This window comes from Geofilum sp. OHC36d9 (assembly GCF_052400685.1).
GTDB lineage: Bacteria > Bacteroidota > Bacteroidia > Bacteroidales > Marinilabiliaceae > CAZHHH01.
In genome coordinates this window covers 62036-88512 of sequence record NZ_JBQTGJ010000016.1, presented here as the reverse complement: position 1 = coordinate 88512, position 26477 = coordinate 62036, and the positions used below count along the sequence as shown (strand labels likewise).

Below are 26477 nucleotides of genomic sequence, written 5' to 3'. Positions count from 1 at the left end.
TGAGACTACTGTCTCAAGGTGTATGAGACTACTGTCTCAAGGTGTATGAGACTACTGTCTCAAGGCGTATGAGACTATTGTCTCATGGTGTATGAGACTACTGTCTCCAGGTGTATGAGACTACTGTCTCAAGGTGTATGAGACTACTGTCTCAAGGCGTATGAGACTACTGTCTCAAGGTGTATGAGTTAAAAAGGGGTGGTTCTTTTTCTTTGTGGCACGCGGTTTTTTGGTTGTCGGAGGAATCGTTGTTCGCTGGAAATGGCATTCACGTAAAAGTTTAAGATTTGTTACGAGTGTTCTGAAAATGTCGGACAAGATTAAAAGCCAGGTTTGTTGTTCTTTATGGTATATATGCCATGATGTTTTCCATTTTGTGACAATTGGTAGTGGCAATCAGGCCGGACGGAATGCCATGAACAGGAAGTTTCAATTCCACGATGGTCCGATTGGTAGAAAAATCGTCCGGTTTACTGTAGTGATAGCTGTTCTATTTCAATTCCACGATGGTCCGATTGGTAGATCAGACTGGGGCGGTGTTAGAGCAGAACTATAATTTATTTCAATTCCACGATGGTCCGATTGGTAGTCATCCTCATATAATTCACCAAGACCGTTTACCGAATTTCAATTCCACAATGGTCCGATTGGTAGTAAACACCAGCTCCTAATGCCCCTAATGAAGCAATATTTCAATTCCACAATGGTCCGATTGGTAGAGGGAGGAAAAATAAAAAGAATATCTGTGATAAAATTTCAATTCCACAATGGTCCGATTGGTAGATGACTTAGCAAAAGAAAGTAAGACATCGCGATCATATTTCAATTCCACAGTGGTCCGATTGGTAGTGCTTCCGGTGTTTCTTCAATCTTTAAATCAAATGATTTCAATTCCACGATGGTCCGATTGGTAGCCATGTCGTCGATGGCGATCGAAAGTACGGTTCCGGTATTTCAATTCCACGATGGTCCGATTGGTAGATTGACCCTTGTGTGTACAATGAAATATGTGATTTGATTTCAATTCCACGATGGTCCGATTGGTAGCCAACAGCTGATGGATTATGCGAAATTAATTGTAATTTCAATTCCACGATGGTCCGATTGGTAGCTATCAATATCAGCGACGGACATCCTCGCATTTGAATTTCAATTCCACAATGGTCCGATTGGTAGACAATTAGATTTTGTAAAAACTAATTTATTAACGACAATTTCAATTCCACAATGGTCCGATTGGTAGCATTACATCGAACCTAAAAGCAGGCTGTTTGCTGCGATTTCAATTCCACAATGGTCCGATTGGTAGGTCATATTCTTTCGCTAAAGCCGGAATAATAGCAGATTTCAATTCCACAATGGTCCGATTGGTAGACTGTCCGGCCGGCCAAGTGATGATGAAGACGCCCATTTCAATTCCACAATGGTCCGATTGGTAGTTTGATTACCGAGCTAGGGAAGGAAGCCCCTCACGAATTTCAATTCCACAATGGTCCGATTGGTAGCCGTCGTTGTTCCCAGTAGCCTCACGAACGCCTATTATTTCAATTCCACAATGGTCCGATTGGTAGTTTCGCTGTTTGCTTTTTTGACAATTCCGACACAAAATTTCAATTCCACAATGGTCCGATTGGTAGTCCGAAATGCTGATTAAACGAATGTTAACAATCCAGTATTTCAATTCCACAATGGTCCGATTGGTAGTTTTTGCCAGGCGTGCGTTGTGTTATCAACCCACGCCATTTCAATTCCACAATGGTCCGATTGGTAGTTTCCAGGCCCACATGAGTTCAATTGTACAGAAGAGATTTCAATTCCACAATGGTCCGATTGGTAGAGCAGCTCAGAAGTTTCGCCAGGAGTTGCTGATTAATTTCAATTCCACAATGGTCCGATTGGTAGCTACCCATCTTTGACCTAGTAGTAACGATCTTATAGTATTTCAATTCCACAATGGTCCGATTGGTAGAAATACCCATTTCTTTCCAGATACCATCTTTGAAAATTTCAATTCCACAATGGTCCGATTGGTAGGCACAAGTCGATCATGTGCCAAAGCGAAACTGGTTCATTTCAATTCCACAATGGTCCGATTGGTAGTAATACGCCCTTATACGTTTTAAGACCTCTACCGATTTCAATTCCACAATGGTCCGATTGGTAGCTATGAACCCAATTATTAACACGTATGCAATAATCTATTTCAATTCCACAATGGTCCGATTGGTAGCGAGATATTCAGGAGATAACTCATTGAGCTGACGGAATTTCAATTCCACAATGGTCCGATTGGTAGCCATTCCTGCGCGTATTTTGGTGTCTTTTTTTGATAATTTCAATTCCACAATGGTCCGATTGGTAGCATGTTTCAATATCGACCTCATCTTTTAAGTCCTTATTTCAATTCCACAATGGTCCGATTGGTAGTCGCGTTCATGTTAGGGATAGCATTAACCTTATCGCATTTCAATTCCACAATGGTCCGATTGGTAGTTTTTCGACGCCATAATTGATAAGGTGTTTCCCAATTTCAATTCCACAATGGTCCGATTGGTAGTAGTTTATTCCATAAGTCAGGAATTAATAAGTATGTGATTTCAATTCCACAATGGTCCGATTGGTAGTAAACAGACCGACCGACAAAAGGCCGGCGAGCGCCCATTTCAATTCCACAATGGTCCGATTGGTAGCCTATCCGGCAAAAGTCGATGTCTTGCGATTAATTCATTTCAATTCCACAATGGTCCGATTGGTAGCTGGAAGCAATGCATCATTGTTTGTCAGTGATTAATTTCAATTCCACAATGGTCCGATTGGTAGGAAGGGATTGTTCGCTTCCCATATAATATCCCTCGTATTTCAATTCCACAATGGTCCGATTGGTAGAACGAACACTTTCAGTTCTTTCAAGGAATATTCTAAATTTCAATTCCACAATGGTCCGATTGGTAGTGCACAGGATTTCCTTGCAGACATCAAATACTATAAATTTCAATTCCACAATGGTCCGATTGGTAGAAACAGCAAACAAACAAACAGTTAATGATTCAGCAAATTTCAATTCCACAATGGTCCGATTGGTAGTAATTTAACGGCAAGGTATACTAAAAACTTGTCAAATTTCAATTCCACAATGGTCCGATTGGTAGATAAAGTTTTTTTGCCTTTATAATAGAAGGGATGGTATTTCAATTCCACAATGGTCCGATTGGTAGCCCGTCGAACGTGTCCTTATTTGCCCGATAAATAGATTTCAATTCCACAATGGTCCGATTGGTAGTGACGGCTAATTTAGCCGCTCATGATTTCGCGACAAAATTTCAATTCCACAATGGTCCGATTGGTAGACACCGCCTTGAAATCGTTTATCATTGTTTTTTTATTTCAATTCCACAATGGTCCGATTGGTAGAGTTTTTTTACCTTCGCCTCCTTGAGGAGGTGTATTATTTCAATTCCACAATGGTCCGATTGGTAGCGTATCTGATATTACAAGATCACGATAAGCTAGCTTATTTCAATTCCACAATGGTCCGATTGGTAGTTTTGCGTTTTGTGAAGGTTATTGCAATGATAACTAATTTCAATTCCACAATGGTCCGATTGGTAGTTATTACGACTGCAACTGAATTGGCTATTTATGCCGAAATTTCAATTCCACAATGGTCCGATTGGTAGAATAGATCTTTGCTTTAAGCGTCAGCTCTGTTTCGGTATTTCAATTCCACAATGGTCCGATTGGTAGTCAACTCAGATTATTACAGCGGTTGAAGCTCTCGCATTTCAATTCCACAATGGTCCGATTGGTAGAATAGACCATGAAAGCGTTGATAATAAAAAAATACATTTCAATTCCACAATGGTCCGATTGGTAGCCTTTTTCACGGGCTGTTAGGAGTCAGCATTCATCCATTTCAATTCCACAATGGTCCGATTGGTAGTTGAAAATTACATTTTCTTTACCACTACACATAAATTTCAATTCCACAATGGTCCGATTGGTAGTCTATTGAGAATGTTCTGTTATATGTGCTCTTTTGTATTTCAATTCCACAATGGTCCGATTGGTAGTGAACAATTTGGCATCGGCATCTGGAGCTATTGTATTTCAATTCCACAATGGTCCGATTGGTAGACAGAGTAGAGAACACCGATACAGAATTTTTAAGTCATTTCAATTCCACAATGGTCCGATTGGTAGTTAAAGAGCTTTACGGGAGTAAGGCTTTGTTTTGCGAAATTTCAATTCCACAATGGTCCGATTGGTAGTCACCGACAAAAGATTTATTTTTACATTGCCTTGTCAATTTCAATTCCACAATGGTCCGATTGGTAGATGAGAGGATTAACCATCTTAATAATGTTCTTGATTTCAATTCCACAATGGTCCGATTGGTAGCCAGGCATAAAAATGAAGGAACAAATCGTTTTTGCATTTCAATTCCACAATGGTCCGATTGGTAGTATCGCCATTTGCTTTTCAAGAATTTCGTTTGCCATTTCAATTCCACAATGGTCCGATTGGTAGTGTGTGTGCCCCTACAAGAGGGTATAAAATAATATCATTTCAATTCCACAATGGTCCGATTGGTAGAAAGGGAAAATCAAAATTGAAAAAGGTAGATTAGTATTTCAATTCCACAATGGTCCGATTGGTAGTACAATACCTGCCTCGATTATTACCTCTACTCCGGAATTTCAATTCCACAATGGTCCGATTGGTAGTCGACAACTTCACACCCGACTTTGACGGCTAATTTAGATTTCAATTCCACAATGGTCCGATTGGTAGCCTTCACCTTCAAAATCGGCACTATCCCCGAAAAAATTTCAATTCCACAATGGTCCGATTGGTAGTCTATCATCAATTACTTCAAATACCTCTGATACCTTATTTCAATTCCACAATGGTCCGATTGGTAGTAAGTATCCTGGCACTACTGATGTTGTTTATGTGCTATTTCAATTCCACAATGGTCCGATTGGTAGAACGTTAAAATCAGCCACAGATGAACGCGTGAGATTATTTCAATTCCACAATGGTCCGATTGGTAGGTAACGCTGGATTATTTCGAGACGACGTTGAGCGTATTTCAATTCCACAATGGTCCGATTGGTAGCAGGAGCAAAGATAAAACCTTCTGCCGATTTCTAATTTCAATTCCACAATGGTCCGATTGGTAGGATAATTCTAAATCATTCTTGATCCAATTGAATATATTTCAATTCCACAATGGTCCGATTGGTAGAAATCAGTAAATCCTATTCTTTCAAATAACGATAATATTTCAATTCCACAATGGTCCGATTGGTAGTGGGATATTACTTTTAGTCTAGAATTCGATGCTAAATTTCAATTCCACAATGGTCCGATTGGTAGATTGACTACGAACAGGGTAAATTATCCGGTACGTCATTTCAATTCCACAATGGTCCGATTGGTAGTTGCAAATGCAAAATATCTGAATCAGGAGTTAGTCGAATTTCAATTCCACAATGGTCCGATTGGTAGCAAACAATGAAGAATTATTGTTAGCTCTTGAAAATGCATTTCAATTCCACAATGGTCCGATTGGTAGTTCGGCAACTGATATTATTCCGTTCGCTTTTTATGCATTTCAATTCCACAATGGTCCGATTGGTAGGAAGGAAGTGACAACAATTGCGAATTGGTTCCACATTTCAATTCCACAATGGTCCGATTGGTAGCGAAAAATTCTCATCGCTATGGTTAGGATCTTCTTTATTTCAATTCCACAATGGTCCGATTGGTAGTTGTCCATGGTTTTAGCAATATCCATCATTTCCTTATTTCAATTCCACAATGGTCCGATTGGTAGATGGTGGCTTTAAAGGTCATTTCGGGCAATGCCCAATTTCAATTCCACAATGGTCCGATTGGTAGAAACAATGAAGAATTATTGTTAGCTCTTGAAAATGCATTTCAATTCCACAATGGTCCGATTGGTAGACTTTTCCATTGCTTCAGTCAGATACTGAATATTACATTTCAATTCCACAATGGTCCGATTGGTAGTCTGTCTGATAAGATTGTGTTTAATGTCAATGACAAATTTCAATTCCACAATGGTCCGATTGGTAGCATGAGCGGCCAAAATTTGAGGATTTGCCTTTAACCATTTCAATTCCACAATGGTCCGATTGGTAGCCAACACTTAAAGCTGTGACGGCAGAGACTACGTTATTTCAATTCCACAATGGTCCGATTGGTAGATCGAGATCGAGATATACGCTGTCTATTACGGATAAATTTCAATTCCACAATGGTCCGATTGGTAGATTTAAAAAATTCCTCGGTGATGTATTCTTACGTTCATTTCAATTCCACAATGGTCCGATTGGTAGTTACAATGAAAATTGCGATGTATGGTCTTATCTAATTTCAATTCCACAATGGTCCGATTGGTAGTTGAGGATGAAGAAGTCTTATCACAATTAATGTTATATTTCAATTCCACAATGGTCCGATTGGTAGTTTGAATTCTGATTTGTGTTTTGATGATTTCACCGGGATTTCAATTCCACAATGGTCCGATTGGTAGCCTTCATTTCAAACAAATCCTTTTTAGCTTGCATAAATTTCAATTCCACAATGGTCCGATTGGTAGATGAGGACGGCACCGGCACGGCCGCGGGAGGCAGATTTCAATTCCACAATGGTCCGATTGGTAGCCCGACTCTCCAAAACAGACCGACCGACAAACGGAATTTCAATTCCACAATGGTCCGATTGGTAGGACATTTGCCACAAATTTATCTCGTTTTGTGTCGGATTTCAATTCCACAATGGTCCGATTGGTAGTCTATTAATGATTTAAGATCAGCCCATGCTTTTTTATTTCAATTCCACAATGGTCCGATTGGTAGTATCGAAAGCTTCTTCTTTTAGCGTGTCGTAATTTATTTCAATTCCACAATGGTCCGATTGGTAGAGTCGTACACATCTGCGGCAGCAGGACTCCACGATGATTTCAATTCCACAATGGTCCGATTGGTAGCATGTATGCGATTATTGTCCCAAATGCGATACAATTATTTCAATTCCACAATGGTCCGATTGGTAGAAATTTTATAGTATCGGTTGCCAGTGTATTTATCAGATTTCAATTCCACAATGGTCCGATTGGTAGTTCAATCAAATTACAAAACCCTTTTTTGTTAAAGTGATTTCAATTCCACAATGGTCCGATTGGTAGCCGTGCCGGTGCCATCCTCGTCATAAATCACTATCACATTTCAATTCCACAATGGTCCGATTGGTAGTCATGTCAAGGACTTCTACGTCGTACGCGTTGTAAATTTCAATTCCACAATGGTCCGATTGGTAGCATCATGTCAAGGACTTCTACGTCGTACGCGTTGTAAATTTCAATTCCACAATGGTCCGATTGGTAGTAAAACGAGTTTTTTCAACCTTTTTTTTAGTTTTCGATTTCAATTCCACAATGGTCCGATTGGTAGTAGAGTCCCCCCTGTTTCGTTAAGAAGTTCGCGCATTTCAATTCCACAATGGTCCGATTGGTAGTGGGACGACGCGGAATATAACAGGTTCGACAATTTTAATTTCAATTCCACAATGGTCCGATTGGTAGAATTCTTGCACTTCCTAAATGCTGTACCGTGAACCTATTTCAATTCCACAATGGTCCGATTGGTAGTAAATTTCACCAATCACCATCAAGCCCGATCATTTTTATTTCAATTCCACAATGGTCCGATTGGTAGGCGGACGGCATTCGTTTCATATATCCGCGCCACGAATTTCAATTCCACAATGGTCCGATTGGTAGCTGCCGACAAAGGTGATAGCCCAAAAACGCCATTATATTTCAATTCCACAATGGTCCGATTGGTAGCACGTCCACACGCGCGCGACGTTATTCTGTACGCGTATTTCAATTCCACAATGGTCCGATTGGTAGTTCGCGGCAAATCCAGTACGCCGCGTGCCAATTTAATTTCAATTCCACAATGGTCCGATTGGTAGGTTATTGGCCGAATGTTTAAAGAAGATGATTTGGTGATTTCAATTCCACAATGGTCCGATTGGTAGCCGCCAAGCCCTTTCCCCGTCACGTTCAAAAACGTATTTCAATTCCACAATGGTCCGATTGGTAGCTGGTTGTGCTTTTTTGCAGTAGGTCGCCTTAAAATAATTTCAATTCCACAATGGTCCGATTGGTAGATTGCCGACTTTGGCGAGCAATACAGTATCGGTAATATTTCAATTCCACAATGGTCCGATTGGTAGGCTGTAATGCTTTCACGTATTTATGATGTAGGGCAAATTTCAATTCCACAATGGTCCGATTGGTAGTGAGATGGTGCCGGCGAATATGAATTGCAGGCACTACAATTTCAATTCCACAATGGTCCGATTGGTAGTCGTCTTAAGGCTCAAAAAAAATAGTTCATTATCAATGAACTAGCTGGGGCAAAAATAGCATTTTTATTCAAAAAAGTTGTCGATGGGTTAAAATGCTCTTTTGCCTAAGTATCGACAACGTAATCTATGTGGTTTATTTTCAATATGTCAAAGATCTTTTTTTTGTGTAAGCCTGAATTGTTGGCTCTGATTTTTTGTTCTGTTGTTGGTGATCGACGACGCCGGTCATAAAAAATTATCCAATTTTTGACGTTCCTGACCTACGACTTCTTTCTCCAACCATTTTTCCTGCCGCGTTTTAAAGATAATTAAACTGTCGGTCTCTTTATCCATAATGTTTGCAGCTTCGTATTTTAATTGTTGCAATTTGGCTTCTGTTATTTCCCCTTCGAAAACGGAATTTTGTATCCAGTTGAGATAACGGCGGCACAGTTTCAGCATTTTCCCGACCCGTTTTTCACCTGCATCGTAGACTAATATTACATACATTACCAGTACATTTTTAGGGGTTTGTACTCTTCAATGCCCAGGAGGTGCTTTTGTATTTTATAGCATTCCAGTTTTATGAGATGTTTATAGCTCACCGATCGGTTTAAATTGCGATGTTGAATGGTTTCCTGCAACCGGTCTTCAAAAGCCTGGACAAATATTTTTTTACCTGCATTTTTCAGTAATACGCGGTTCAGGTTATCTTCAAAGTGATTGGTGGCAATCATTTTTTTATTCAGTACTTTGAAAATAACCCGATCGACCAACAGCGGTTTAAATATTTCGGCCAGGTCGAGCGATAACGAGAAACGGCGTTCTCCGGGTTCATGCAAAAAACTAATGGTAGGGTTGAGTTGCGTTTGATGAATGGCTCTTAAACATTGGCTGTAACACATCATATTGCCAAAAGAGATGAGCGCATTCACTTCATTTTTAGGCGGCCGGTAGCTTCGGCCGTTCATGCTAAAGTCGTTGATGATAAGCTCGAATGCCTCGTAATAGTTCTTGCGGATATTTCCTTCAATGCCCATCAATTCGTCAATGGCGGTTGTAGCTGGTATTTTTTGGGATAATGATTCAATTATGTCAATGATGGGCGTGAGGTCTTTGCCACGATTGTTATAGTATTTAAGGTTTTTTACCATGTTATAGCTGGCTCCGTTTAAAATGCGTTGAGCCACGTCAATCCTTTTCTTTTTGTTTTGTTGGTATTTTGCCTGTGCCATGAGCATTTTACCCGATAATAAACCTTCGCGAGGCATAAATGAGCCGGTATAGTTTTCGTAATAATCGAAAAAATGGACGGGAATCTGGGCCTGTCCCAGGAAGTTATAGAGAGCCGAGTTGGCCTCTAAATTTCCAAAACAATACAATTCACTCACATTCTCGACCGGTAAAAAGCGAGGCTTCTGTTCATGGTTGTCTTCATCGTAAGGGGTGAACTTTAAGGTGTTGTCGTTGCGTTGTAACCGACCGGGGTTAAACAGGTAGTAGGTCTTCTTCATACGTGAATATTTTGTTTGGTTAATTTGAACCCGCCCATCGCCGGCAATGGCTTTGTTGTTCTGATCATAATGACTGTCTTTTTTTATAATAGGCAGATTGTAATATTATAAAGGTTGATCGTTTTCGCCGGCGTAACAAAAATCGTAGTAGCTGCAATTTTTGCACCTGGGTTTAGAGATGCGGGGTGGACAATTTTCGCCATTAATAATGGTTTTTATTTTGACCAACATGTCGTTAATAGCTGTCTTGTCGGGGATGGTGAGCAACACTTCTTTGGTTTTATGCTGTCGAGGATATTCCAATAGGCCGGTGGCGCCTGTAATGCCGTTTTTTTCAAGGACGAATAGGTAGTATTTAACCTGCCATTCGTGCGCTTTTTCGTGTTTAGTCGATTTTTTAATTTCGTGTACTACCTTATTTTTGGCGTCGTAATAGTCAATCTTAATGCCATCGATGGCCACTTCTTCATACTTTTCGCTGCGACGTGAGTACGAGTTTTCGTGCAGCAATTTACCTTCAAACACCAGGTCGGATGTCGACTCCATATTGATGCCATTGGCAAACAGCCAGAGTTTCCGATGGCAGATGAGGTAGTAGTTAAAATGAGTTCCGGTGATTTGCATCTTATCGTATTTATATAATGCTGACAGGTTTTGAAATTCCGTCAGTATTAAAATATTGTTTATATCTTATTTTTACGAGTTCAGCCATTTATTTATTTCGTCGTGATTCGATTTTTCTTCGTGTTTTGTCCGGAAGTTTGCTTCACCACCGAACCAGTTAATTACCTCATCACGTTTTAATTTGCTTTTTTTGTCGGATGTGCACGTGAGGTAACTGCTCCATGAATATTCTTTCGGATGTTTACAAAAGCCGTGATGGACGGGATTGTTGTGAATGTAGATGATCAACTTTTTTAAATAATCCAGATTATTCACCAATTTGCGTTTAAAAGCACGTTCAAATAAGGCCCCATGACGATTGTTGAATTTGTTGAAAGCTTTTGAATAGGCGTTAAATAAATTGGAGAAATGTTGGTGTGGTGGTTTTAAATCTGTCAGGTTTGGATCGTTAATACGCACCAGCAAATGAAAATGATTTCCCATTAGCACCCATGCGTAAGTATCAGCAATGGGGTCGATATGTTTATTGTAAAGCCTCAGGAAATATTCATAATTGGTGACTTCTTTAAAAATGTCGCAGCCATTTATACCCCGGTTATAGATATGGTAAAAATTGCCGGATTCTAAAGGTATTTGTGGATCAGGCATGGTGTTTTTTTTACGATTTTATAATATAATACCTGACAGGTTTTTTAAACCTGTCAGGTATTATATATTATAGGTTTAAAAATTATTTATAACTGATTTTCGTAATCGAAAGCCAGTAATTGACTAATAAGGTATTGTTCCGCCTTGTCTAACGCATCGACAGATTCTTTTTTTGTGCGGATATATCCACCTGCCGAAAGGGTTACAAAGCTTTCAACACCTTTCATATCTTCTTCAATTATGGGTTCAGCCTTATTTTCTTCTTCTTCTTTTAATTTGGCACGAATACTACCTGCAATTCTGTTGGCATTGTCTGAAATTGAAACAGCCAATGTTTCCATTAAACTGAACGTTCGCGATTGATTTGATGTAATGGTCCAGTTAATAATGGCATGAGCCAGGGCAGGAATTAATTTTTCACGAACAGCAGCAGGTGCAACTAAACAAGTTCCAAAAACGGTTTGAGTTTCTTTCCAACCAGCTTCGCGTAATTTGGCTTCCGTTTCATCGGTAATTTCGGGTTCCAGTTTATTCAATAACACACAAAAAAGGCGACGTAAATCAATGGCCATATCCTGAACAAAAAGGCCGGTGGCTCTGCGATTGTCAGGTATCCATTTGCGACTTAAACTTCGGTCTTTACCTACTAGTAATTCTGAAATTTGATCTTCAGTAAGTTCTTCTCCCTTTTCATTCCTAATAATGACTTCATTGTTGGGCCTGTCGCTTCTGTCAAAGGAAATATTTTCTGAATCGACACCGGCCAGTAAGGGGTGTAATCCCCTCATGGATGAGATTGATAGAGGGCTTCTTCTCTTAATGGTACGATCTTTTCCCCCTTTTGAAGCTTTCATCCAACCGCCAAAAAGTTGATCGGCATAGCTTGGATCACAAGTAGCATAAACTTCATCTTCTTTCATTTCACCTTTCGAATTTTTTGAAAAAACAAAAGTCGTTGGAGAAGGAATTTCATTTAATGCCCGTGATAGAGAATCAATGAATGAACGTTTCACCTGTTGTCCGCTCGAATAAGGAATACGTTTTGAAAACTGCGGGTCGTAATAGGTTTTTTGCCCATCGGCCACACAAAAAACGGTATGTTCTGCTCTTTTTAATGTTCTAATATAAATTGTAGTCATTTTGTATAGTTTTTATTGGTTAAATATTTCTTTCAGCATAAGCATAATCAAATTTCAACAGTACCACAAAGTAGCCAAAATCTTCGGCTGACATTAAGTGTACTCTGTCACGTAGTGCTTTAAACAATGGTAATGATGCTGCATCAACATCTTTTATCACTGTGGTGAGGGCATCTAAAAAGTTCTTTTTAGATTTTGCAACCAGCAACTCTGATTGAATAAGATTTTTTCTATCCATTTTTGTTGCTCCAGCTCTATACGCATGAAGTGCCTTGGCTACTTCGGCCGTATATTCTAACGATTCTTCTTTGTTTTTAGTAATCATAGCTAATAACCAGGTTTTATATGTTCTGTAAGTAATTATATTATCGTAGTCTTTTTTTTCTGCTTTTTCTTTGCGGGTTTGAAAATCTTCTTCCAATTCGCCATTTTTAGGTGCTACAGATGGTTTTATTAATTTCAAATTGGCATCACTTCCAAAGTATTTTCGAAGATCTTTTGGTTCCAGTGCTTGTAAACCTATTGCCCCTAATTCACATGCTCTTTTGATGTGGATGCCAAAAAGTGATTCATATTTTTTTGCCTCATTTATGGCCGCTTGTTCGCCAAAGAGAATTTTATAATACTGAATGAGTGTTTTGGCTTCTGAAAAACGGAAGGGGAAAAAACCTAAGGTTTTATTTGTTTGTCCTAAAGAATAAACATAACCGATAAGCGTTTGATTGGGGAAATAATTTGAAATGTTGAAAAATAGCTCACTCCATTTAATGGTGTTTACTTCAATTGTTTTTTCATCAACCGAAAATACGCCAGAAGTGTGAAGTTGTGTAAAGTCAAAGTCTTCCCGGTAGTTTTTACTAAAAGCATAATTAAGCCACTGACCATTCCATGTGTTGATTTGATTTCCACGTAAGCGTTCAAGTGTGTCATCATTTAAATATGTCCGGTATATTTTCCAACCGTCATAAAGTTTTAGGAGTATTTGAGGGGTGTCGAGAAATATGGAATATCCTCCGGCGATTCCAATGCCTAGTCCAGCTCCGATCCATGAATAATAAACATCTTCGGTGTCAATGCTGATATTCATATCAGTAACAGCACCCGAAGTTGTGGCATATTCTTTTATTTCTGATGCAGGGAACCCAATGGCAACGCTGGCTTCGATGTTGCGATTGTCTTTAGCCTCATTAACCTTATTCACAAATTCTGTTAGAATTTCCTTTCTTTTGTCAGCATCCAGTTTTCGAATAATCTTGATTTGTTTTTTTGTTTTTGTTTTGAATCCACCAAAAGTGGGCTCTTTTTCTAGTTGAGAACAAAAAGTTTCAAGATCCTCATCTGAGGCAAATTGTCTGGTGTTGCCTTTTTCATCCTTTAGTACTGTCATTAATCCAAGTTTTCCATTGTTTAATGTGGTAATACCTTGAACAAATGGTGAATTTTGAGGCCAGAAGAAATACTTTGCATGATTAAAGAATTGATCGAAATATATTTTTTCAAAGAACTCTTTCGCTGTGTAACTCGTTCCTTCCCGCTCGTTATAAGCTTTTAAAAATGTGCGTCCAATAGTTGATGCTATCATAGTTTTTTCGATTTATAGAAATAAATATTCAGAATTGTAGTTTTTTGGGTTGGCCAACGAAACATCAAAACCGGTTTCTTTATTGTATGATGAATCGGGCACTATGAAAGGTTTTGATCCACAGTCCAATTGTCGTAGGTCTTTCACAACATAATAGCGGGTACTGATTTCCATTTTTGATCGTTCTTCATAAGTGGCTTCCAGGTAAGTTTCTTCATCGGCTTCACAAATACAACTTACACTGTCGATCTCTAATAAGTCGAGTAAAATGGCTTTAGGGTTGTGAGTTAATTTATCGATACTCCACTTTCCGTTTTCTTTGAATACCGAATGTTGTTCAATTTTCAGAAAGTCAATTTCGGTAAATACCTGATCAATTTTTTCCTGTAATTCAGTTTCATTTAACAAATCATCATCGGGCAATGTCTTATAGCTGCGTTGAATTATTTCAAGTGAATAGGGTAATGCTTCTTTTTCCTCTTCGGGTGGAGCCAGTACATAAATTGGTTTGTATTTGCCAATGGTTTTTGTTGTCCTTTTTCTGTTGATACGTCCAAATCGTTGTGCCATTGAATCCAAAGGCGCTGCTTCAGTAATCATGCAGTCGAAACTGATATCAATGCTCACTTCAACCACCTGAGTTGAGATTACCAGACAAGCTTTGTTTGAGGTATTGAAATTGCCATTCTCTTTTCCAGTTTGGTTCAGCCCAAGTAGTAGACGTTCCTTTTCATTTCTATCTGATTTTTTAAACCGGCTATGGAGTAAAAGAATAGGAATATCAGGAAATTGAGCTTTGTAAAGAGTATATCTTTCCTGAGCTGTTTGAACACGGTTGCAAACCACTAAAACTTTGAGCTGGTTCGCTAAAGCACTTTTAATGACTGGATCAGCTTTTTCCCATCCTTCAATTTTATGTATTATATGTCGGTTAAAAAGTTTTAGTTCATCTTTTTCTAAAGCGACTTCTAATACATTTTCTTTTCCTAAAATTTCAATAATTTTCTGGTATAATATGCTTGGCATTGTGGCTGTTCCGATGTGAATATTGCAATTCAAGTATTTTAAAACTTCGATTATTTTCAATACAATTGAACGGGTAACATCGGTATAGGTGTGAATTTCATCAAGAATAACATCGCAACCTTTAATGTCCATAATCATGGCTTCATAACCATTGGTGCCAAAGGCAATGGCAGCAATTTGATGAGGTGTTAATATTTTTATTGCGGCACCAACATGACCCTGAATGATTTTTTCCTCTTTTTTACTTCCTTCCAATGCGATGCTCGAAGCAGCATGCAACAGGCGAATGTCAAGTGCGGGATTATCTTTGCTTAAATCATTTTTTACCCTTTTGTACATGGCATTGATAGAAGCCTGAAAGGGAAGCGTGTAAAACACACGCCCTTTGCATCGGCGGAAAAGGAAATCTGTTTTGCCAGCACCTGTGCAAGCTACAACCATGGTATGTCTTTTATGGGAACTACTGTTTTTTAGGGAAAGCGGATAAAGCTGATCTTGTCGGTTATAAAATTGTAAATTGGGTATTGCAAATGTTTTATTGAGGTATTCATTGGTATGCTCTGACAGGGCCGAAGCAAAATGATCGGCAGCCATTAATAACCCTCTCCATTGCGAAAAGCCTCTTTCTCTCACGGTTTTTTCACAATATTCGACAACGAAATTGAAGTTGTTTTCTGCTTCTTGTTTGCTGATGTCTTTGGTCTCAATGCCAAAAGATTGTAGAATTGTTAAGGCATCATTTTTCCATTCTTCCCAATTTTTGATGTGCAATTCAAAGGTATCTCCTCTATATTCTTCCAGGTCTAAAATGCCTTTGTTACGTGTGTCGTGCAAAATGGATTTGTGGTGTGCAATAACCATTTCAATCAGTGCTGGCTGTATTTTTTCGTCAAAAAGAGAAAGGAAGAAACAGGACGCTATTTCGTGTCGAAATGGCGTTGCCGGGGCTTTTTGTTCGTTTAAGCGTTTTTGGAACACAGAGCTTGTCTTTCCAATATCGTGTAAAATGGCACCTAATCGGGCAATTTCCGGATCGATATTCGAATAAACCGCAATTTTCTGAGCCGCTTTACTAACTAAAAGCAGGTGTTCATAAAGGCTTGTGTATTCAGGTGCTCCTTTGGCTTTTATATGTGGGCAAATTATTTTCATTGTCATTTAATTTGGGCTTACAGCCCGCATGTTGTTATAGGTTGTTTTTATCCCAAGGTGTTGCCGTTGGGCTGAAATAGATATGCCTTTCAGGCAATTATTGAGATTCTTTATTTAATATTATTTGTAACGTTAAAATCAGCTTGTTTAATCGGGCCGAAAGCCCAACTTGTTTAAGCTCAGGGCAATATCCTGAGTGTTCTGCAACGAAATATTTTTTTGCCCTGTAAGGGCAGCTCAATCCGTCCAAATATATTGTTCATCGTATTCAATGTTGTATTCTTTTAAAAAGGCTAAATATTCTTCCTGAAAAGTCATTTTTAGATGATGTTCTTCCTGGTTTTCGATATACCCTTTGGTTTTATCGTGAATAGAGGAACTAACAGAAAAACCGCCATACCCACTTTGACAGGCAAATGTTTTATAATGTTTATCTAAATTCTTAATACATCGACTGCTTTGGCGTTTTGTTTTTTCAACCAATTTTGTCAATGTAATATTTTTGGATATCACACATAATACATGCACGTGATCATCGGTTCCGTTAATATGATAAATTATATGCACATATAGTTTTGATAATGACTGTGCCATAATTTTGGGTTTTAATAATTGCTTTTTACCGGACTGCCCACAACTTTTAGATATCCATACATGGGTTCGTTATTTTTAAAACGGTTATAACCCACTAAAAATGATTTCTCATTTTTGTCGAAAATCAATTCAAAACCTGAAAATAGTTCTTCATTTGTTTTAAATTCATTTTCTGAAACTTCAGTTATTTCTTCGTCAGGATAAAGAATGTCTTCATTTCGGGCTAAACAAATGTGTTGTTCTGATGCCTGTTTTGCATCTGTTTCATTTGAAAAAGCAAGAAAAAGAACGGGCTCAATTAAAACACCACGCACTAAAATGGCATAAGGTCGTTCGTAAATTTTGTTTTTATTGGTTCCTTTTTCGTTCCATCCTTTTGGTTGTATTTGTTCTTGTTGTTGTGAAATTTGTTTGTACCTCAATCTATGTCCAATAATTTTTTTAATCTCACCATCGTCATTTTTTAATAATTCAGGGAATAGTTTGCGTTCGATGCCTGCAATTAGCGATGGCGTTAAAAATTGTTGGCTGTATGTTTCACTGTCCCTAACTGCTGTCCATGGTTTAATAAATCCAAATGGACCGCTGTATTTTACTACGTATAATTTCATTTTCGTCGTTGTTATTTTATTGCACCAAACCCAATTCCAGTACTATTTCCTATACCTGCATTCCACGCCAATAATTTTGTTTCTGGCTTGCCTTTGATAATGACATGGCACCAACTAGCCCTGTTTGCAATGCCGTTGTAGGTCACTTTTTTGGTCCCGGCTTTGGTATAGCTTTTATCAAATTTGATTTCCAGTGTTTCATCGTTAATGCCGGCTGCTTTCAATTTGGTTTCCAGCGTTTCTTTTAAGCAGGCATCGGCACGTGCATCATTATATGTAATGTGGTCAATTTGCGCTCCATTGCGTCGTTTAATGAATATGGGACTGGCAACATAAAATAATTCTCTGGCGCTTAGATTCGGATCTTCCTGAATGGTTATTTCGGTGACTTTTAATTCGTTAAACATTGATGGGTCTGACTGGATTCCTTCGATCATTTTTTTTACCAGTTCAGCATCGGCTGAACTGAAGAAAAAAGCGGTTTCATCTTTAAATGTCAGCCCGGCCTTAGTGGCTTTGGCGCCTTCTAATCGTGAGAAAGAATACAGCGATAGTTTCCCGTGTTGGTCATTCCACCCCAACCATTTATGAATGGTACCTGTTAATAGAGGTTGGTGATCAAAGGGGATGACTTTGTTTTTTGCACTTATTTTCAGATATATCCTCATAGAAATATATTTTGCAGGGTTTATATTATTTTTTTTAGTCCTTAATTAACTCAACTCATATTATATCCAGATGTAATACTGGTAATCCATAGGAAGCATGCGTTGCTTCGTGGTACGGTTAAAAGTGATGCGAAATCTCATGTTGATACGTTTTTATCGATTACAATTTTAATAGTTATGACTCCTGATTTTCAGGAGTGAGAAATTTATTTTGTATTTGTTTTGACTTTTCTTTTAAGAAATCAATGAAATCGTTGTTGCCGATCACCTCAATGTCTTCGGCCAGCCCCAGCACAAATCGCGCGGCGCCTTCGTGTTTGGCTATGATTGCATCAAAATGATATTTGCCATCGGGCAGTTTGTGACACTGTTTTTCGGCCAGGGGATATTCCTCAATGAGCAGGTTGTATGCACGCAAGGTCATGTTAAACTTTACCGGGTAGATTAATGCGCCGGTGTTACGAAACAGATCGATGGGGAGGCATTGGTGTTCGTGCGTGTGTTCCCAATTGAAAGACGTTAGCTGGGTGTTTTCGATACGTGAGATTTTAAATTGTCGGCAGGCCCGTTCCTGCACGTCATAGGCCCACAGCAAATTAAACTGATGTTTAAATTCAAAGGGCTCAACCAATCGGTCTTTAATGGTAAGACTGTTGCCCGATGCGTAATTGAGCAGTAAAATCTGTTTTTTTTCGGTTATGGCCTTTTCAAGGTTTTTGATGATTTCTGATTCTTGCTTTTTAACAACCGATGCCAATAGCCGGTCGCCATCCACGAGTTTGATGAGTCTTTGATATAAACGGGCTGCAACGGGTAATGAAACATCCAGTTGTTTGATGGCTTTGGAAAGCAGATACGCTTCTTCTTCGTCAAAATGCAGCAAATGAGTTAAAACTGTATTTTCGGTATTCAGAATGTCAATGTAGTAGAGTCCATTTTCTTGTTTGACATCAAATCCCGAGTAGCGTAATAGCTTTATATACTCATAAAAAGTGCTGTCGGTGATTTGTAGAAAATCGATGCATTCCTCTTTTTTGCGGGGAAAGCTAACATCTAAAAAAAGAATCAGTTTTAAGATGCGTTCTATTTTTGAAGTCTCTTTTTTCATTTTTGGGAAGGAATTTGCTTCCTAAAACTAGTAAAAAAATTGGGTGTTTTTATCTTAACGGATAATTTTATATTGTTATGTAGTGGTTTATCTGGAACGATTAGGGTTGATATGAAAGGGCTGCTTCCATGTCTTTTGCAGCTCGCAAAATGTGAGTTATTGGTGTAAATGACCATTTATAGAGCAATCGTAATTTCTGTTTTTAAACATTATTTATACCTTTACCATCAAATAAAACAGGGGGTGCCTGCATAGTCAGGCTGAGATTATACCCTTTAAACCTGATCAGGGTAATGCCTGCGTAGGGATTGTGATTCGTTTTAGTCTATCTTTCAGGCTCTTCTCTGTTTATTTTATTATCTACTAATTAAATAAACAGTATTATGATGGAGCAAATTGTTTCCAGAGGAATTCTCGATTCCTACTTTGAAAAACTCAAAAATCATTTATCGGTTGATGTTGTAGTAGCCGGCGGCGGTCCTTCGGGGTTGGTGGCGTCCTATTATCTGGCCAAACAAGGCTTTAAGGTGGCATTGTATGAACGTAAGCTGGCGCCAGGAGGCGGCATGTGGGGCGGTGCAATGATGTTTAACGAGATAATGGTGCAGGAAGATGCCTTGCCTGTTTTGGATGATTTTAAAATTAGTTATTCCAAATATGAGCAGGGCTATTATACCATGGATTCGGTGCATGCCACTTCGGCATTAATTTATCAGGCTTCGCAGGCAGGCGTAAAAATGTTTAACTGCACCACCATTGAGGATGTTGTATTTCTGAATAACCGGGTGAGTGGTATCGTTTTGAACTGGGCGCCGGTGCAGCGAGAAAATATGCATGTAGATCCTTTGGTGATTATGGCGCGTGCCGTTATTGACGGGACAGGGCACGATTGCGATATTGCCCGGACGCTGGAACGTAAGAATAATATTGAGCTGAATACTTCCACTGGTAAGGTGTTGGGCGAGCGGTCGCTGTCGGTAGATGAGGCTGAGCGGACCACCATCGATAATACCAAAGAGATTTTTCCGGGTTTGTATGTGTGTGGTATGGCTTCGAATGCCGTTAGCGGAGGATTTCGTATGGGCCCTATTTTTGGCGGGATGTTGCTTTCGGGTAAGAAGGTGGCCGGGTTGATTGCGGAGAATTTAAAACAGCCGCAGTGATGAACGATTTTGGTTTGTATGTAATTATAACGAAGCCGCAGCATTTGTCTTATGCCGAAATAGCTCATAAATGTGTGCGGCATGGCGTTGGGATGCTTCAGCTCCGGGAAAAACATTTGTCGGACAGGGAATTGATTGCAGCCGGCAACGAGATAAGGCGCATAACGCGAGGCACCAACACCTGCTTTGTTATTAATGACCGTCCTGACATTGCCGTTATTTGCGACGCCGATTATTTGCATCTGGGGCAGGATGATATTTCCATCGAAGAGGCCCGACGTATTGTGGGTGATATGAAAATTGGTTTGTCAACCCACTCTTTGCTGCAGGCGCGTGAAGCCCTGACACAAAATCCGGCTTATATCGGTTTTGGTCCTGTGTTTCCCACCAATGCCAAGGCGAAGCCCGATGCTCCCGTGGGAACGGAGCTGTTGTCGGAAGTCGTTGGCTTTTCTCATGTGCCGGTTGTGGCCATCGGGGGTATTTTTCCTGACAATATGGATCGGGTGACCGCAGCGGGCGCCCGTAATGTGGCGATGGTACGACACCTGATGCAGACGGCTGATTTTGACGAGCGGGTGGATGAAATGACTAATCTTTTAAACCTTACTTAATGAAAACACAAATTCAATATGCAAAAGATGGTGTTATTACGTCCGAAATGCGTCAGGTGGCGACAGCGGAGTTGGTTTCGCCCGAATGGCTTCGGTCAGAAATTGCTGCGGGACGTATTGTAATACCTAAAAATAAGCACCATAATTTCCCGGTGCGGGGAATTGGAAACGGCTTAAGCACAAAAGTGAATGCTAATTTCGGGACGTCTGAAAGGCATTGCAATATGAGTGAGGAGTTGGCGAAGATGAAAGCGGCCATAACCTATGGCGCCGATGCGGTCATGGATTTGTCGACAGGTGGCGATTTGACAACTATTTTGCAGAATGTGATCGGTTCTTCGTCGGTAATGGTGGGCACAGTGCCTGTTTATGGTGTGGCCACGCGTTTGTTGAGAGAGGGAAAGCCTGTGGCTGAAATGGCTGTCGAAGATTTGTTCCGTGAGATAGAGGCTCAGGCTGTTATGGGGGTTGATTTTATGACGCTTCATTGTGGTGTTACACGTTCTTCTCTTTCCTTTTTAGAAAACGACGAGCGTGTTACCGGTATTGTAAGCCGGGGCGGGGCGTTGTTGAAACGATGGATGACCGTGAATAATTGCGAGAATCCTTTGTATGAGCAGTATGACCGGATTCTTGATGTTTGCAAAAAACACGATGTCACCATAAGTCTTGGCGATGGGTTACGTCCGGGCTGCGGAGCCGATGCCACCGATAGGGCTCAGTTGTCGGAGTTGCTCATTTTGGGTGAGTTGGTCGATCGGGCACGCGATAGCGGGGTGCAGGTAATGGTTGAAGGCCCCGGACACATGCCTTTGGATCAGATTGAAGCCAATATGCGTCTGATGAAAAGGGTGTGTCACAACGCGCCTTTTTATGTTTTAGGTCCTTTGGTGACTGATGCTGCGCCAGGGTACGATCATATTGTCGGAGCCATTGGTGGCACAGTGGCTGCCATTCATGGCGCTGATTTTTTATGTTATGTTACGCCGGCTGAGCATCTTTGTCTGCCAGATATCGACGATGTGAGACAGGGGGTTATGGCCTCACGCATTGCTGCTCACAGTGCCGATGTTGTGAATAAGGTGAAAGGGGCCGCTCAGCGCGATTATTTGTTGTCAAAAGCACGTCGGGATCTGGATTGGGAGGCAATTTATGAACAGGCTTTGGATCCTCACATTGCCCGTGAGCGCAAAGAAGCTTCCGAAAGCCGCGAGGAAGATCATTGCACGATGTGTGGTAATTTATGTGCCGTTAAAAATGATAGAAATATCGATTAAGGGTTAGGGTTAGGGTTAGGATTAGGGTTTGTTTGTTAAAGCCCCGGAGGAAACGCTTATTACGGTAATGTTTTTCTCCGGGGTTTTTTATTTGGTTTCAATGTCCATTTACAACATTCTTTATGCTTTTTCTTTGATAGATATTGAAACAAACAAAAGGAGTGGCAAACTTATAAATGGTTTCAATGGCGAAGCAATGGGCGGGTTTTGACTGGACTCCGGTCAAATCGTTAAGAAAAACAGATTGTTTTTTGCACTTTTGCATCCTGAAATAGAGATGATGAAGAAATTTTTGAACAGTACCACTTTTTTGGCAATTGTAGCCAGTTGGCTTTGGTCAACCGCCTTTGTGGGGGTTAAGATCGGCTTGCAATACCAGACGCCGTTTCAGTTTGCCGGCATTCGGTTTTTTATTTCCGGCATTCTATTGTTTTTGTATTTTGGTAATCCGCGTCAGTTTTTTACTCAAATAAGGCAGCATCCCTGGTTTATATTGCTCATTTCGTTGGTACAGATTACATTTCAGTATGCGTTGTTCTATAGTGGCCTTAATTTGGTGCCGGGTGCCCTTGCGGCAATGGTGGTGGGTTCATCGCCGTTATTTGTTGCCGTGTTTGTGCATTTTGCCCTTAAAAATGACCGGATGACACGCGCTAAGTTACTTAGTATTCTTATTGGTGTAGCCGGTATAGCTATCATCACACTGGGGCGGGCTAATGTTGAAATGAAAGGAGAGTATGAGTGGCTGGGTATATTATTGCTTATCATCAATAATTTTAGTTCCGGTTATTCAAGTGTGCTGGTGTTGAAAAAATCGACCGGAGTATCGCCGGTTGTGCTGAGCTCGTCATCGCTGATGATTGGCGGATTTATGCTTTTTGCGGTGTCGGTGCCGCTCGAAGGGTTGAATATGGGTCCTTTTCCCCTTGAATATTATTTGTCGTTGGGTTGGTTGAGTTTTTTGTCGGCTGCGGCATTTACCATCTGGTTTGGTCTTATAAAACGACCGGGGGTGAAGATTTCCGAGCTTAATGTCTGGAAGTTCCTTATTCCGGTGTCGGGTGCCATTCTCAGCTGGCTGCTCATAAAAGATGAAAAACCCGATTTAATATCTGTCATCGGGATGGTTGTGATTGGCTTGTCGCTGATTGTTTTGAACGTTTTTGGTAAGCGAAAAGAAAGCTGATTCTTTTCGCTTTTGGGGCGACTTATTTCTTACGGTTTAATTCGTGACTGTCCATAAAATCAGGCGTTGGACGTTATGGACAGGAGGATTATATCTGCGGTTTTTATTTCTGTATTATGCGAATATTTCTTTAAAACCATTGATGAGCATTTGTACGGCCATCATGAGAAGTATCATGCCCATAAGTCGTTCCACGGCTGCCAGTCCCCGTTCTTTTAAAACACGCATTAGTGCCGGTGCTGTCATCAGGATGATGGCTGCCAGACTCCAGGCAAGAATTAATGCCAGAAACCAGTTCAGCATATTGCCGGGTTGACTTTGCGTCATTAGTATGAGCATGGCCATGATTGATGGCCCGGCGATCATAGGAATGGCAATGGGCACTAAAAAAGGTTCGCCGGCAGGGGTCTCACCCATAACGCCTGAGGCCTGTGGAAATATAAGCCGGATGCCTATGATAAGCAGTATAATGCCGCCGGATATGGTGACGGCTTCCTGTCCCAATTGCAGAAAGTTTAGCAATGGCTTTCCTGCAAAGAGAAACAGTATTAAGACGACCAAGGCCAGAAGGAGCTCGCGCGCAATGATGAGCCGTTGCCGTTTGGGATCAATGCCTTTTAAAACAGCCAGCAGAGCCGGGATGTTGCCCAGTGGGTCAATCAGAAAAAATAACAACGCGGCCGCTGACAAAACAGAACTGCCTAATTCGTTCATTATGTTATGATTTTATAGTTTGTTGTTTGTAATTCCGTTAGTAGTTGGTTATAACAATATGTTTACCAGACAGCTAAAATAATAATTCTTTACAGGAAAAAAGGTGATATCTGTTTGGTGATAGTGAAATATTGTATGGCTGGTAGTTAATAAGGTTTGTTGAATGCGAGGCAAGTAATTAAAGGATAAGCTTGTATTACTTTGTGCAGGCTGTTGTGCAGGCCATTAAAGTGATCTCCGTAAGAAAATTTAAGTGCTTGATAAAAGATGTTCAGAATCAAGACTTCCCGGGGTTGAATAATGTGAGTATGCTGGTGTAATGAATCATTTTGAAAGCGAGCGTAACGAAAAAAAGTGGCGTTTTTTTGCAGACACTAAGTATCTTTGCAGTCAAAATTGACTGTTCAGTGGTGCGAAATGCAACATGCAACATAAAAATAACGATGAAAATTTCAAAGACTAATGCGGCCCGCATTCTGGACCGCCACAATATACCTTATGAATTGATTCCGTACCGGGTTGATGAAAAGGATTTGGGCGCCATTCACGTGGCAGAACAATTGAATGAGCCGGTGGAACGGGTTTTTAAGACGTTGGTTTTACGGGGCGATAAATCCGGCGTTTTTGTTTGTATGGTGCCCGGTGCTGAAGAGGTGAATCTTAAGCTCGCAGCAAAGGTGTCGGGGAATAAAAAATGCGATTTGGTGCCCATGAAAGAGGTCTTGCCACTGACCGGCTATATTCGTGGTGGCTGCTCGCCTTTGGGAATGAAAAAACACTATCCGGTGTTCTTTCATCAATCGGTTTTCGATTATGATTTTATATACATTAGTGGCGGCCAGCGGGGGCTTCAGATTAAAGTTGAACCGCATCAGTTGGCTCAATGTGTAGAGGCGGAGGTTTGTGAGCTGGTTTGAATGGATGCCTGCTTTATTTTGCAGTGATAATTTTTTAAGCCCATAATTGGATGGAACGTTGGTTGTCCCTGCTTTTTTTTATATAGCGAAGCCTTGCTTGTCTTGTCCTAAAACTTATGTGACACTGGATAAAACGTTGTTTTTGAGGTTTTCAAAGTTCTTAATAACTGAGTTTACTGCTGTATGTGAATGGTTTGAGAGCCAGTATAACGAAGTCGGGAGTTTGGCTATAGGAACAGTGACAAAGTAGGGGACAACCATCGGACAAAGTAGGGGACAACCATCGGACAAAGTAGGGGACAACCATCGGACAAAGTAAGGGACAACCATCGGACAAAGTAAGGGACAATCATCGGATAGAGTAGTGACTGTCCGGAAAGTCGGGACTTTAACAGACAGACGATAGAGTCTGTCTGTTAAACTAAGTGTTTGAAATATGAAGTTCAAATACAAGTCTAACGCAGAAGTTGACTTTATACACAAACACTATTTAATTTCTTCGTCAAAAACAATAGCAACTTTGCCGCAACGACCTTCATTCATCAGAGCATAAGCCTGCTCTGCCTGATCGAGTGTAAAACGCTGTGTTACCAGGTCTTCTGGATGGATGCCCCAACGTACCAAACGCTCGACCAGTTCTTCCATTCGCCAGATGTTGGTAACCCAGGATCCATGAATTGAAATCTGATCGTGGATAATATCGGGACTGGGATTGAATTCAACCGTTCCCCCTTCACCAATCATTACGTTTTTTCCCCACTGGCGGGTGGCACGAATGGCCAGCTGGCGGCCCAGTGTATGACCGGAACAATCCACTGTTTTTTCAAATCCTTTTTGGCCGTATGATTGGGCTTTTACATTTTCGAGCGTATCGGGCCCTGAAAGGAAAACAGCATCGGCCAGTCCCAGTTTCATGGCAATATCACACCGTTCCTGAACCGTATCGACCCCAACGAGTTTTGAAGCCCCCAGAGCTTTGGCTAACATTAAAGCCGCTAAGCCTACAGGGCCCAGGCCAACCACGAGTACCTGATCGTTGCCGCTAATGCCTATTTTTTCAAGTCCTTCGTATACCGTCCCAAAACCACAGGCTACCTGTGCGCCATCAGTATAAGTCAGTTCGTCAGGCAGTAAAACACAGTCTTTTTCATCGGCCAGGATATAAGGAGCCATGCCGCCGTCACGTTGCCAGCCATACGCAGCACGCGTCGGACTGGAGCACGAAATCATGTAGCCTCTGCGACAGTCATTACATACGCCGCAACCAGATATGTGGTAAATAATAACACGATCGCCATTTTTGAACCGTTTCATGTTGTCTCCGCATTTCACGATTTGTCCGCAAGGCTCGTGACCCGCAATTTTATTTTGATAGGCTTCGGGACCCTTTCCCAAATGCTCACGATAAATGGCGCGGATATCACTGCCACATATTGTTGATGCTTTTGTGCGAATCAATACCTGTCCCGGGCCCGGTGTCGGAATGGCTACCTCTTTTATCTCAACGGTGCTGTTGCCTGGCAGGTAAGCCGCTTTCATCATTTGTGTCATCCTT

The 26477-nt window shown here is 40.6% G+C and carries 18 protein-coding genes, 1 CRISPR repeat array and 1 riboswitch; of the genes, 5 read left to right on the top strand and 13 right to left on the bottom strand.

What is annotated here, in order from left to right; genetic code table 11:
* Window positions 1-426 precede the first annotated feature (426 nt).
* A CRISPR array of direct repeats spans window positions 427-8405; the repeat unit is 30 nt; unit sequence ATTTCAATTCCACAATGGTCCGATTGGTAG.
* A gap of 226 nt (window positions 8406-8631) precedes the next feature.
* The 11 genes from cas2 to ACT3CD_RS13885 form a co-directional block, all read right to left on the bottom strand.
* Complete coding sequence (gene cas2 / locus ACT3CD_RS13935) at window positions 8632-8895, bottom strand: CRISPR-associated endonuclease Cas2 (RefSeq protein WP_444646254.1); 264 nt, start codon at window positions 8893-8895, stop codon at window positions 8632-8634.
* On the bottom strand, window positions 8895-9899 hold the full coding sequence (gene cas1b, locus ACT3CD_RS13930; protein ID WP_444646253.1) for a type I-B CRISPR-associated endonuclease Cas1b: 1005 nt from the start codon (window positions 9897-9899) through the stop codon (window positions 8895-8897). Before cas1b ends, cas2 begins: the two co-directional genes overlap by 1 nt.
* A 105-nt stretch (window positions 9900-10004) precedes the next feature.
* The gene (cas4, locus tag ACT3CD_RS13925; RefSeq protein ID WP_444646252.1) at window positions 10005-10523 is read right to left on the bottom strand and encodes a CRISPR-associated protein Cas4; all 519 of its coding nucleotides are present in this window, start codon (window positions 10521-10523) and stop codon (window positions 10005-10007) included.
* 72 nt (window positions 10524-10595) lie between these two features.
* Window positions 10596-11171, bottom strand: a complete 576-nt coding sequence (locus ACT3CD_RS13920) for a transposase (RefSeq protein WP_444646251.1) — start codon at window positions 11169-11171, stop codon at window positions 10596-10598.
* Window positions 11172-11257: 86 nt separating this feature from the next.
* Window positions 11258-12310, bottom strand: a complete 1053-nt coding sequence (locus ACT3CD_RS13915; RefSeq protein ID WP_444646250.1) for a hypothetical protein — start codon at window positions 12308-12310, stop codon at window positions 11258-11260.
* A gap of 19 nt (window positions 12311-12329) precedes the next feature.
* Window positions 12330-13892: a hypothetical protein gene (locus ACT3CD_RS13910; protein WP_444646249.1), complete on the bottom strand. Its 1563-nt coding sequence runs from the start codon at window positions 13890-13892 to the stop codon at window positions 12330-12332.
* Between the two features lie 12 nt (window positions 13893-13904).
* Entirely contained in the window at window positions 13905-16070 is a 2166-nt protein-coding gene (cas3, locus tag ACT3CD_RS13905) for a CRISPR-associated helicase Cas3' (protein ID WP_444646248.1), read from the bottom strand.
* Window positions 16071-16307: 237 nt separating this feature from the next.
* The gene (locus ACT3CD_RS13900) at window positions 16308-16664 is read right to left on the bottom strand and encodes a transposase (RefSeq protein ID WP_444646247.1); all 357 of its coding nucleotides are present in this window, start codon (window positions 16662-16664) and stop codon (window positions 16308-16310) included.
* A gap of 11 nt (window positions 16665-16675) precedes the next feature.
* Complete coding sequence (locus ACT3CD_RS13895; RefSeq protein WP_444646246.1) at window positions 16676-17275, bottom strand: hypothetical protein; 600 nt, start codon at window positions 17273-17275, stop codon at window positions 16676-16678.
* An 11-nt stretch (window positions 17276-17286) separates the two neighbouring features.
* Window positions 17287-17943: a CRISPR-associated endoribonuclease Cas6 gene (gene cas6 / locus ACT3CD_RS13890; RefSeq protein ID WP_444646245.1), complete on the bottom strand. Its 657-nt coding sequence runs from the start codon at window positions 17941-17943 to the stop codon at window positions 17287-17289.
* 175 nt (window positions 17944-18118) lie between these two features.
* On the bottom strand, window positions 18119-19051 hold the full coding sequence (locus ACT3CD_RS13885) for a helix-turn-helix transcriptional regulator (RefSeq protein WP_444646244.1): 933 nt from the start codon (window positions 19049-19051) through the stop codon (window positions 18119-18121).
* Between the two features lie 229 nt (window positions 19052-19280).
* A riboswitch (TPP riboswitch) is annotated at window positions 19281-19377 on the top strand.
* A gap of 57 nt (window positions 19378-19434) precedes the next feature.
* On the opposite strand from ACT3CD_RS13885, the gene ACT3CD_RS13880 reads away from it, so the two are divergent.
* From ACT3CD_RS13880 to ACT3CD_RS13865, 4 genes are all read left to right on the top strand, one after another.
* Complete coding sequence (locus ACT3CD_RS13880; protein WP_444646243.1) at window positions 19435-20214, top strand: sulfide-dependent adenosine diphosphate thiazole synthase; 780 nt, start codon at window positions 19435-19437, stop codon at window positions 20212-20214.
* On the top strand, window positions 20214-20828 hold the full coding sequence (gene thiE / locus ACT3CD_RS13875) for a thiamine phosphate synthase (RefSeq protein WP_444646242.1): 615 nt from the start codon (window positions 20214-20216) through the stop codon (window positions 20826-20828). Before ACT3CD_RS13880 ends, thiE begins: the two co-directional genes overlap by 1 nt.
* Window positions 20828-22105 carry a phosphomethylpyrimidine synthase ThiC gene (gene thiC / locus ACT3CD_RS13870; protein WP_444646241.1) on the top strand — a complete coding sequence of 426 codons (1278 nt, stop codon included), beginning with the start codon at window positions 20828-20830 and terminating at the stop codon, window positions 22103-22105. The genes thiE and thiC overlap by 1 nt, the downstream gene beginning before the upstream one ends.
* A gap of 280 nt (window positions 22106-22385) precedes the next feature.
* Entirely contained in the window at window positions 22386-23291 is a 906-nt protein-coding gene (locus tag ACT3CD_RS13865; RefSeq protein ID WP_444646240.1) for a DMT family transporter, read from the top strand.
* 114 nt (window positions 23292-23405) lie between these two features.
* Here the strand turns inward: ACT3CD_RS13865 and ACT3CD_RS13860 are convergent, their stop codons facing one another.
* Window positions 23406-24005 carry a MarC family protein gene (locus ACT3CD_RS13860; protein WP_444646239.1) on the bottom strand — a complete coding sequence of 200 codons (600 nt, stop codon included), beginning with the start codon at window positions 24003-24005 and terminating at the stop codon, window positions 23406-23408.
* A 443-nt stretch (window positions 24006-24448) separates the two neighbouring features.
* Between ACT3CD_RS13860 and ybaK the strand changes: the two genes are divergently transcribed.
* Window positions 24449-24922 carry a Cys-tRNA(Pro) deacylase gene (gene ybaK / locus ACT3CD_RS13855; RefSeq protein WP_444646238.1) on the top strand — a complete coding sequence of 158 codons (474 nt, stop codon included), beginning with the start codon at window positions 24449-24451 and terminating at the stop codon, window positions 24920-24922.
* Window positions 24923-25408: 486 nt separating this feature from the next.
* On the opposite strand, the gene ACT3CD_RS13850 is transcribed toward ybaK, so the two are convergent.
* The gene (locus ACT3CD_RS13850) at window positions 25409-26464 is read right to left on the bottom strand and encodes a zinc-dependent alcohol dehydrogenase family protein (RefSeq protein ID WP_444646237.1); all 1056 of its coding nucleotides are present in this window, start codon (window positions 26462-26464) and stop codon (window positions 25409-25411) included.
* Window positions 26465-26477 lie beyond the last annotated feature (13 nt).

Coding starts and splice junctions, on each gene's coding strand:
- ACT3CD_RS13910 (WP_444646249.1), bottom strand. CDS start 13,892: ATGATAGCATCAACTATTGGACGCACATTTTTAAAAGCTTATAACGAG.
- ACT3CD_RS13850 (WP_444646237.1), bottom strand. CDS start 26,464: ATGATGAAAGCGGCTTACCTGCCAGGCAACAGCACCGTTGAGATAAAA.
- cas2 (WP_444646254.1), bottom strand. CDS start 8,895: ATGTATGTAATATTAGTCTACGATGCAGGTGAAAAACGGGTCGGGAAA.
- ACT3CD_RS13915 (WP_444646250.1), bottom strand. CDS start 12,310: ATGACTACAATTTATATTAGAACATTAAAAAGAGCAGAACATACCGTT.
- ACT3CD_RS13895 (WP_444646246.1), bottom strand. CDS start 17,275: ATGAAATTATACGTAGTAAAATACAGCGGTCCATTTGGATTTATTAAA.
- ACT3CD_RS13860 (WP_444646239.1), bottom strand. CDS start 24,005: ATGAACGAATTAGGCAGTTCTGTTTTGTCAGCGGCCGCGTTGTTATTT.
- cas4 (WP_444646252.1), bottom strand. CDS start 10,523: ATGCAAATCACCGGAACTCATTTTAACTACTACCTCATCTGCCATCGG.
- ACT3CD_RS13865 (WP_444646240.1), top strand. CDS start 22,386: ATGAAGAAATTTTTGAACAGTACCACTTTTTTGGCAATTGTAGCCAGT.
- ACT3CD_RS13880 (WP_444646243.1), top strand. CDS start 19,435: ATGATGGAGCAAATTGTTTCCAGAGGAATTCTCGATTCCTACTTTGAA.
- ACT3CD_RS13920 (WP_444646251.1), bottom strand. CDS start 11,171: ATGCCTGATCCACAAATACCTTTAGAATCCGGCAATTTTTACCATATC.
- cas3 (WP_444646248.1), bottom strand. CDS start 16,070: ATGAAAATAATTTGCCCACATATAAAAGCCAAAGGAGCACCTGAATAC.
- ybaK (WP_444646238.1), top strand. CDS start 24,449: ATGAAAATTTCAAAGACTAATGCGGCCCGCATTCTGGACCGCCACAAT.
- ACT3CD_RS13900 (WP_444646247.1), bottom strand. CDS start 16,664: ATGGCACAGTCATTATCAAAACTATATGTGCATATAATTTATCATATT.
- ACT3CD_RS13885 (WP_444646244.1), bottom strand. CDS start 19,051: ATGAAAAAAGAGACTTCAAAAATAGAACGCATCTTAAAACTGATTCTT.
- thiE (WP_444646242.1), top strand. CDS start 20,214: ATGAACGATTTTGGTTTGTATGTAATTATAACGAAGCCGCAGCATTTG.
- cas6 (WP_444646245.1), bottom strand. CDS start 17,943: ATGAGGATATATCTGAAAATAAGTGCAAAAAACAAAGTCATCCCCTTT.
- thiC (WP_444646241.1), top strand. CDS start 20,828: ATGAAAACACAAATTCAATATGCAAAAGATGGTGTTATTACGTCCGAA.
- cas1b (WP_444646253.1), bottom strand. CDS start 9,899: ATGAAGAAGACCTACTACCTGTTTAACCCCGGTCGGTTACAACGCAAC.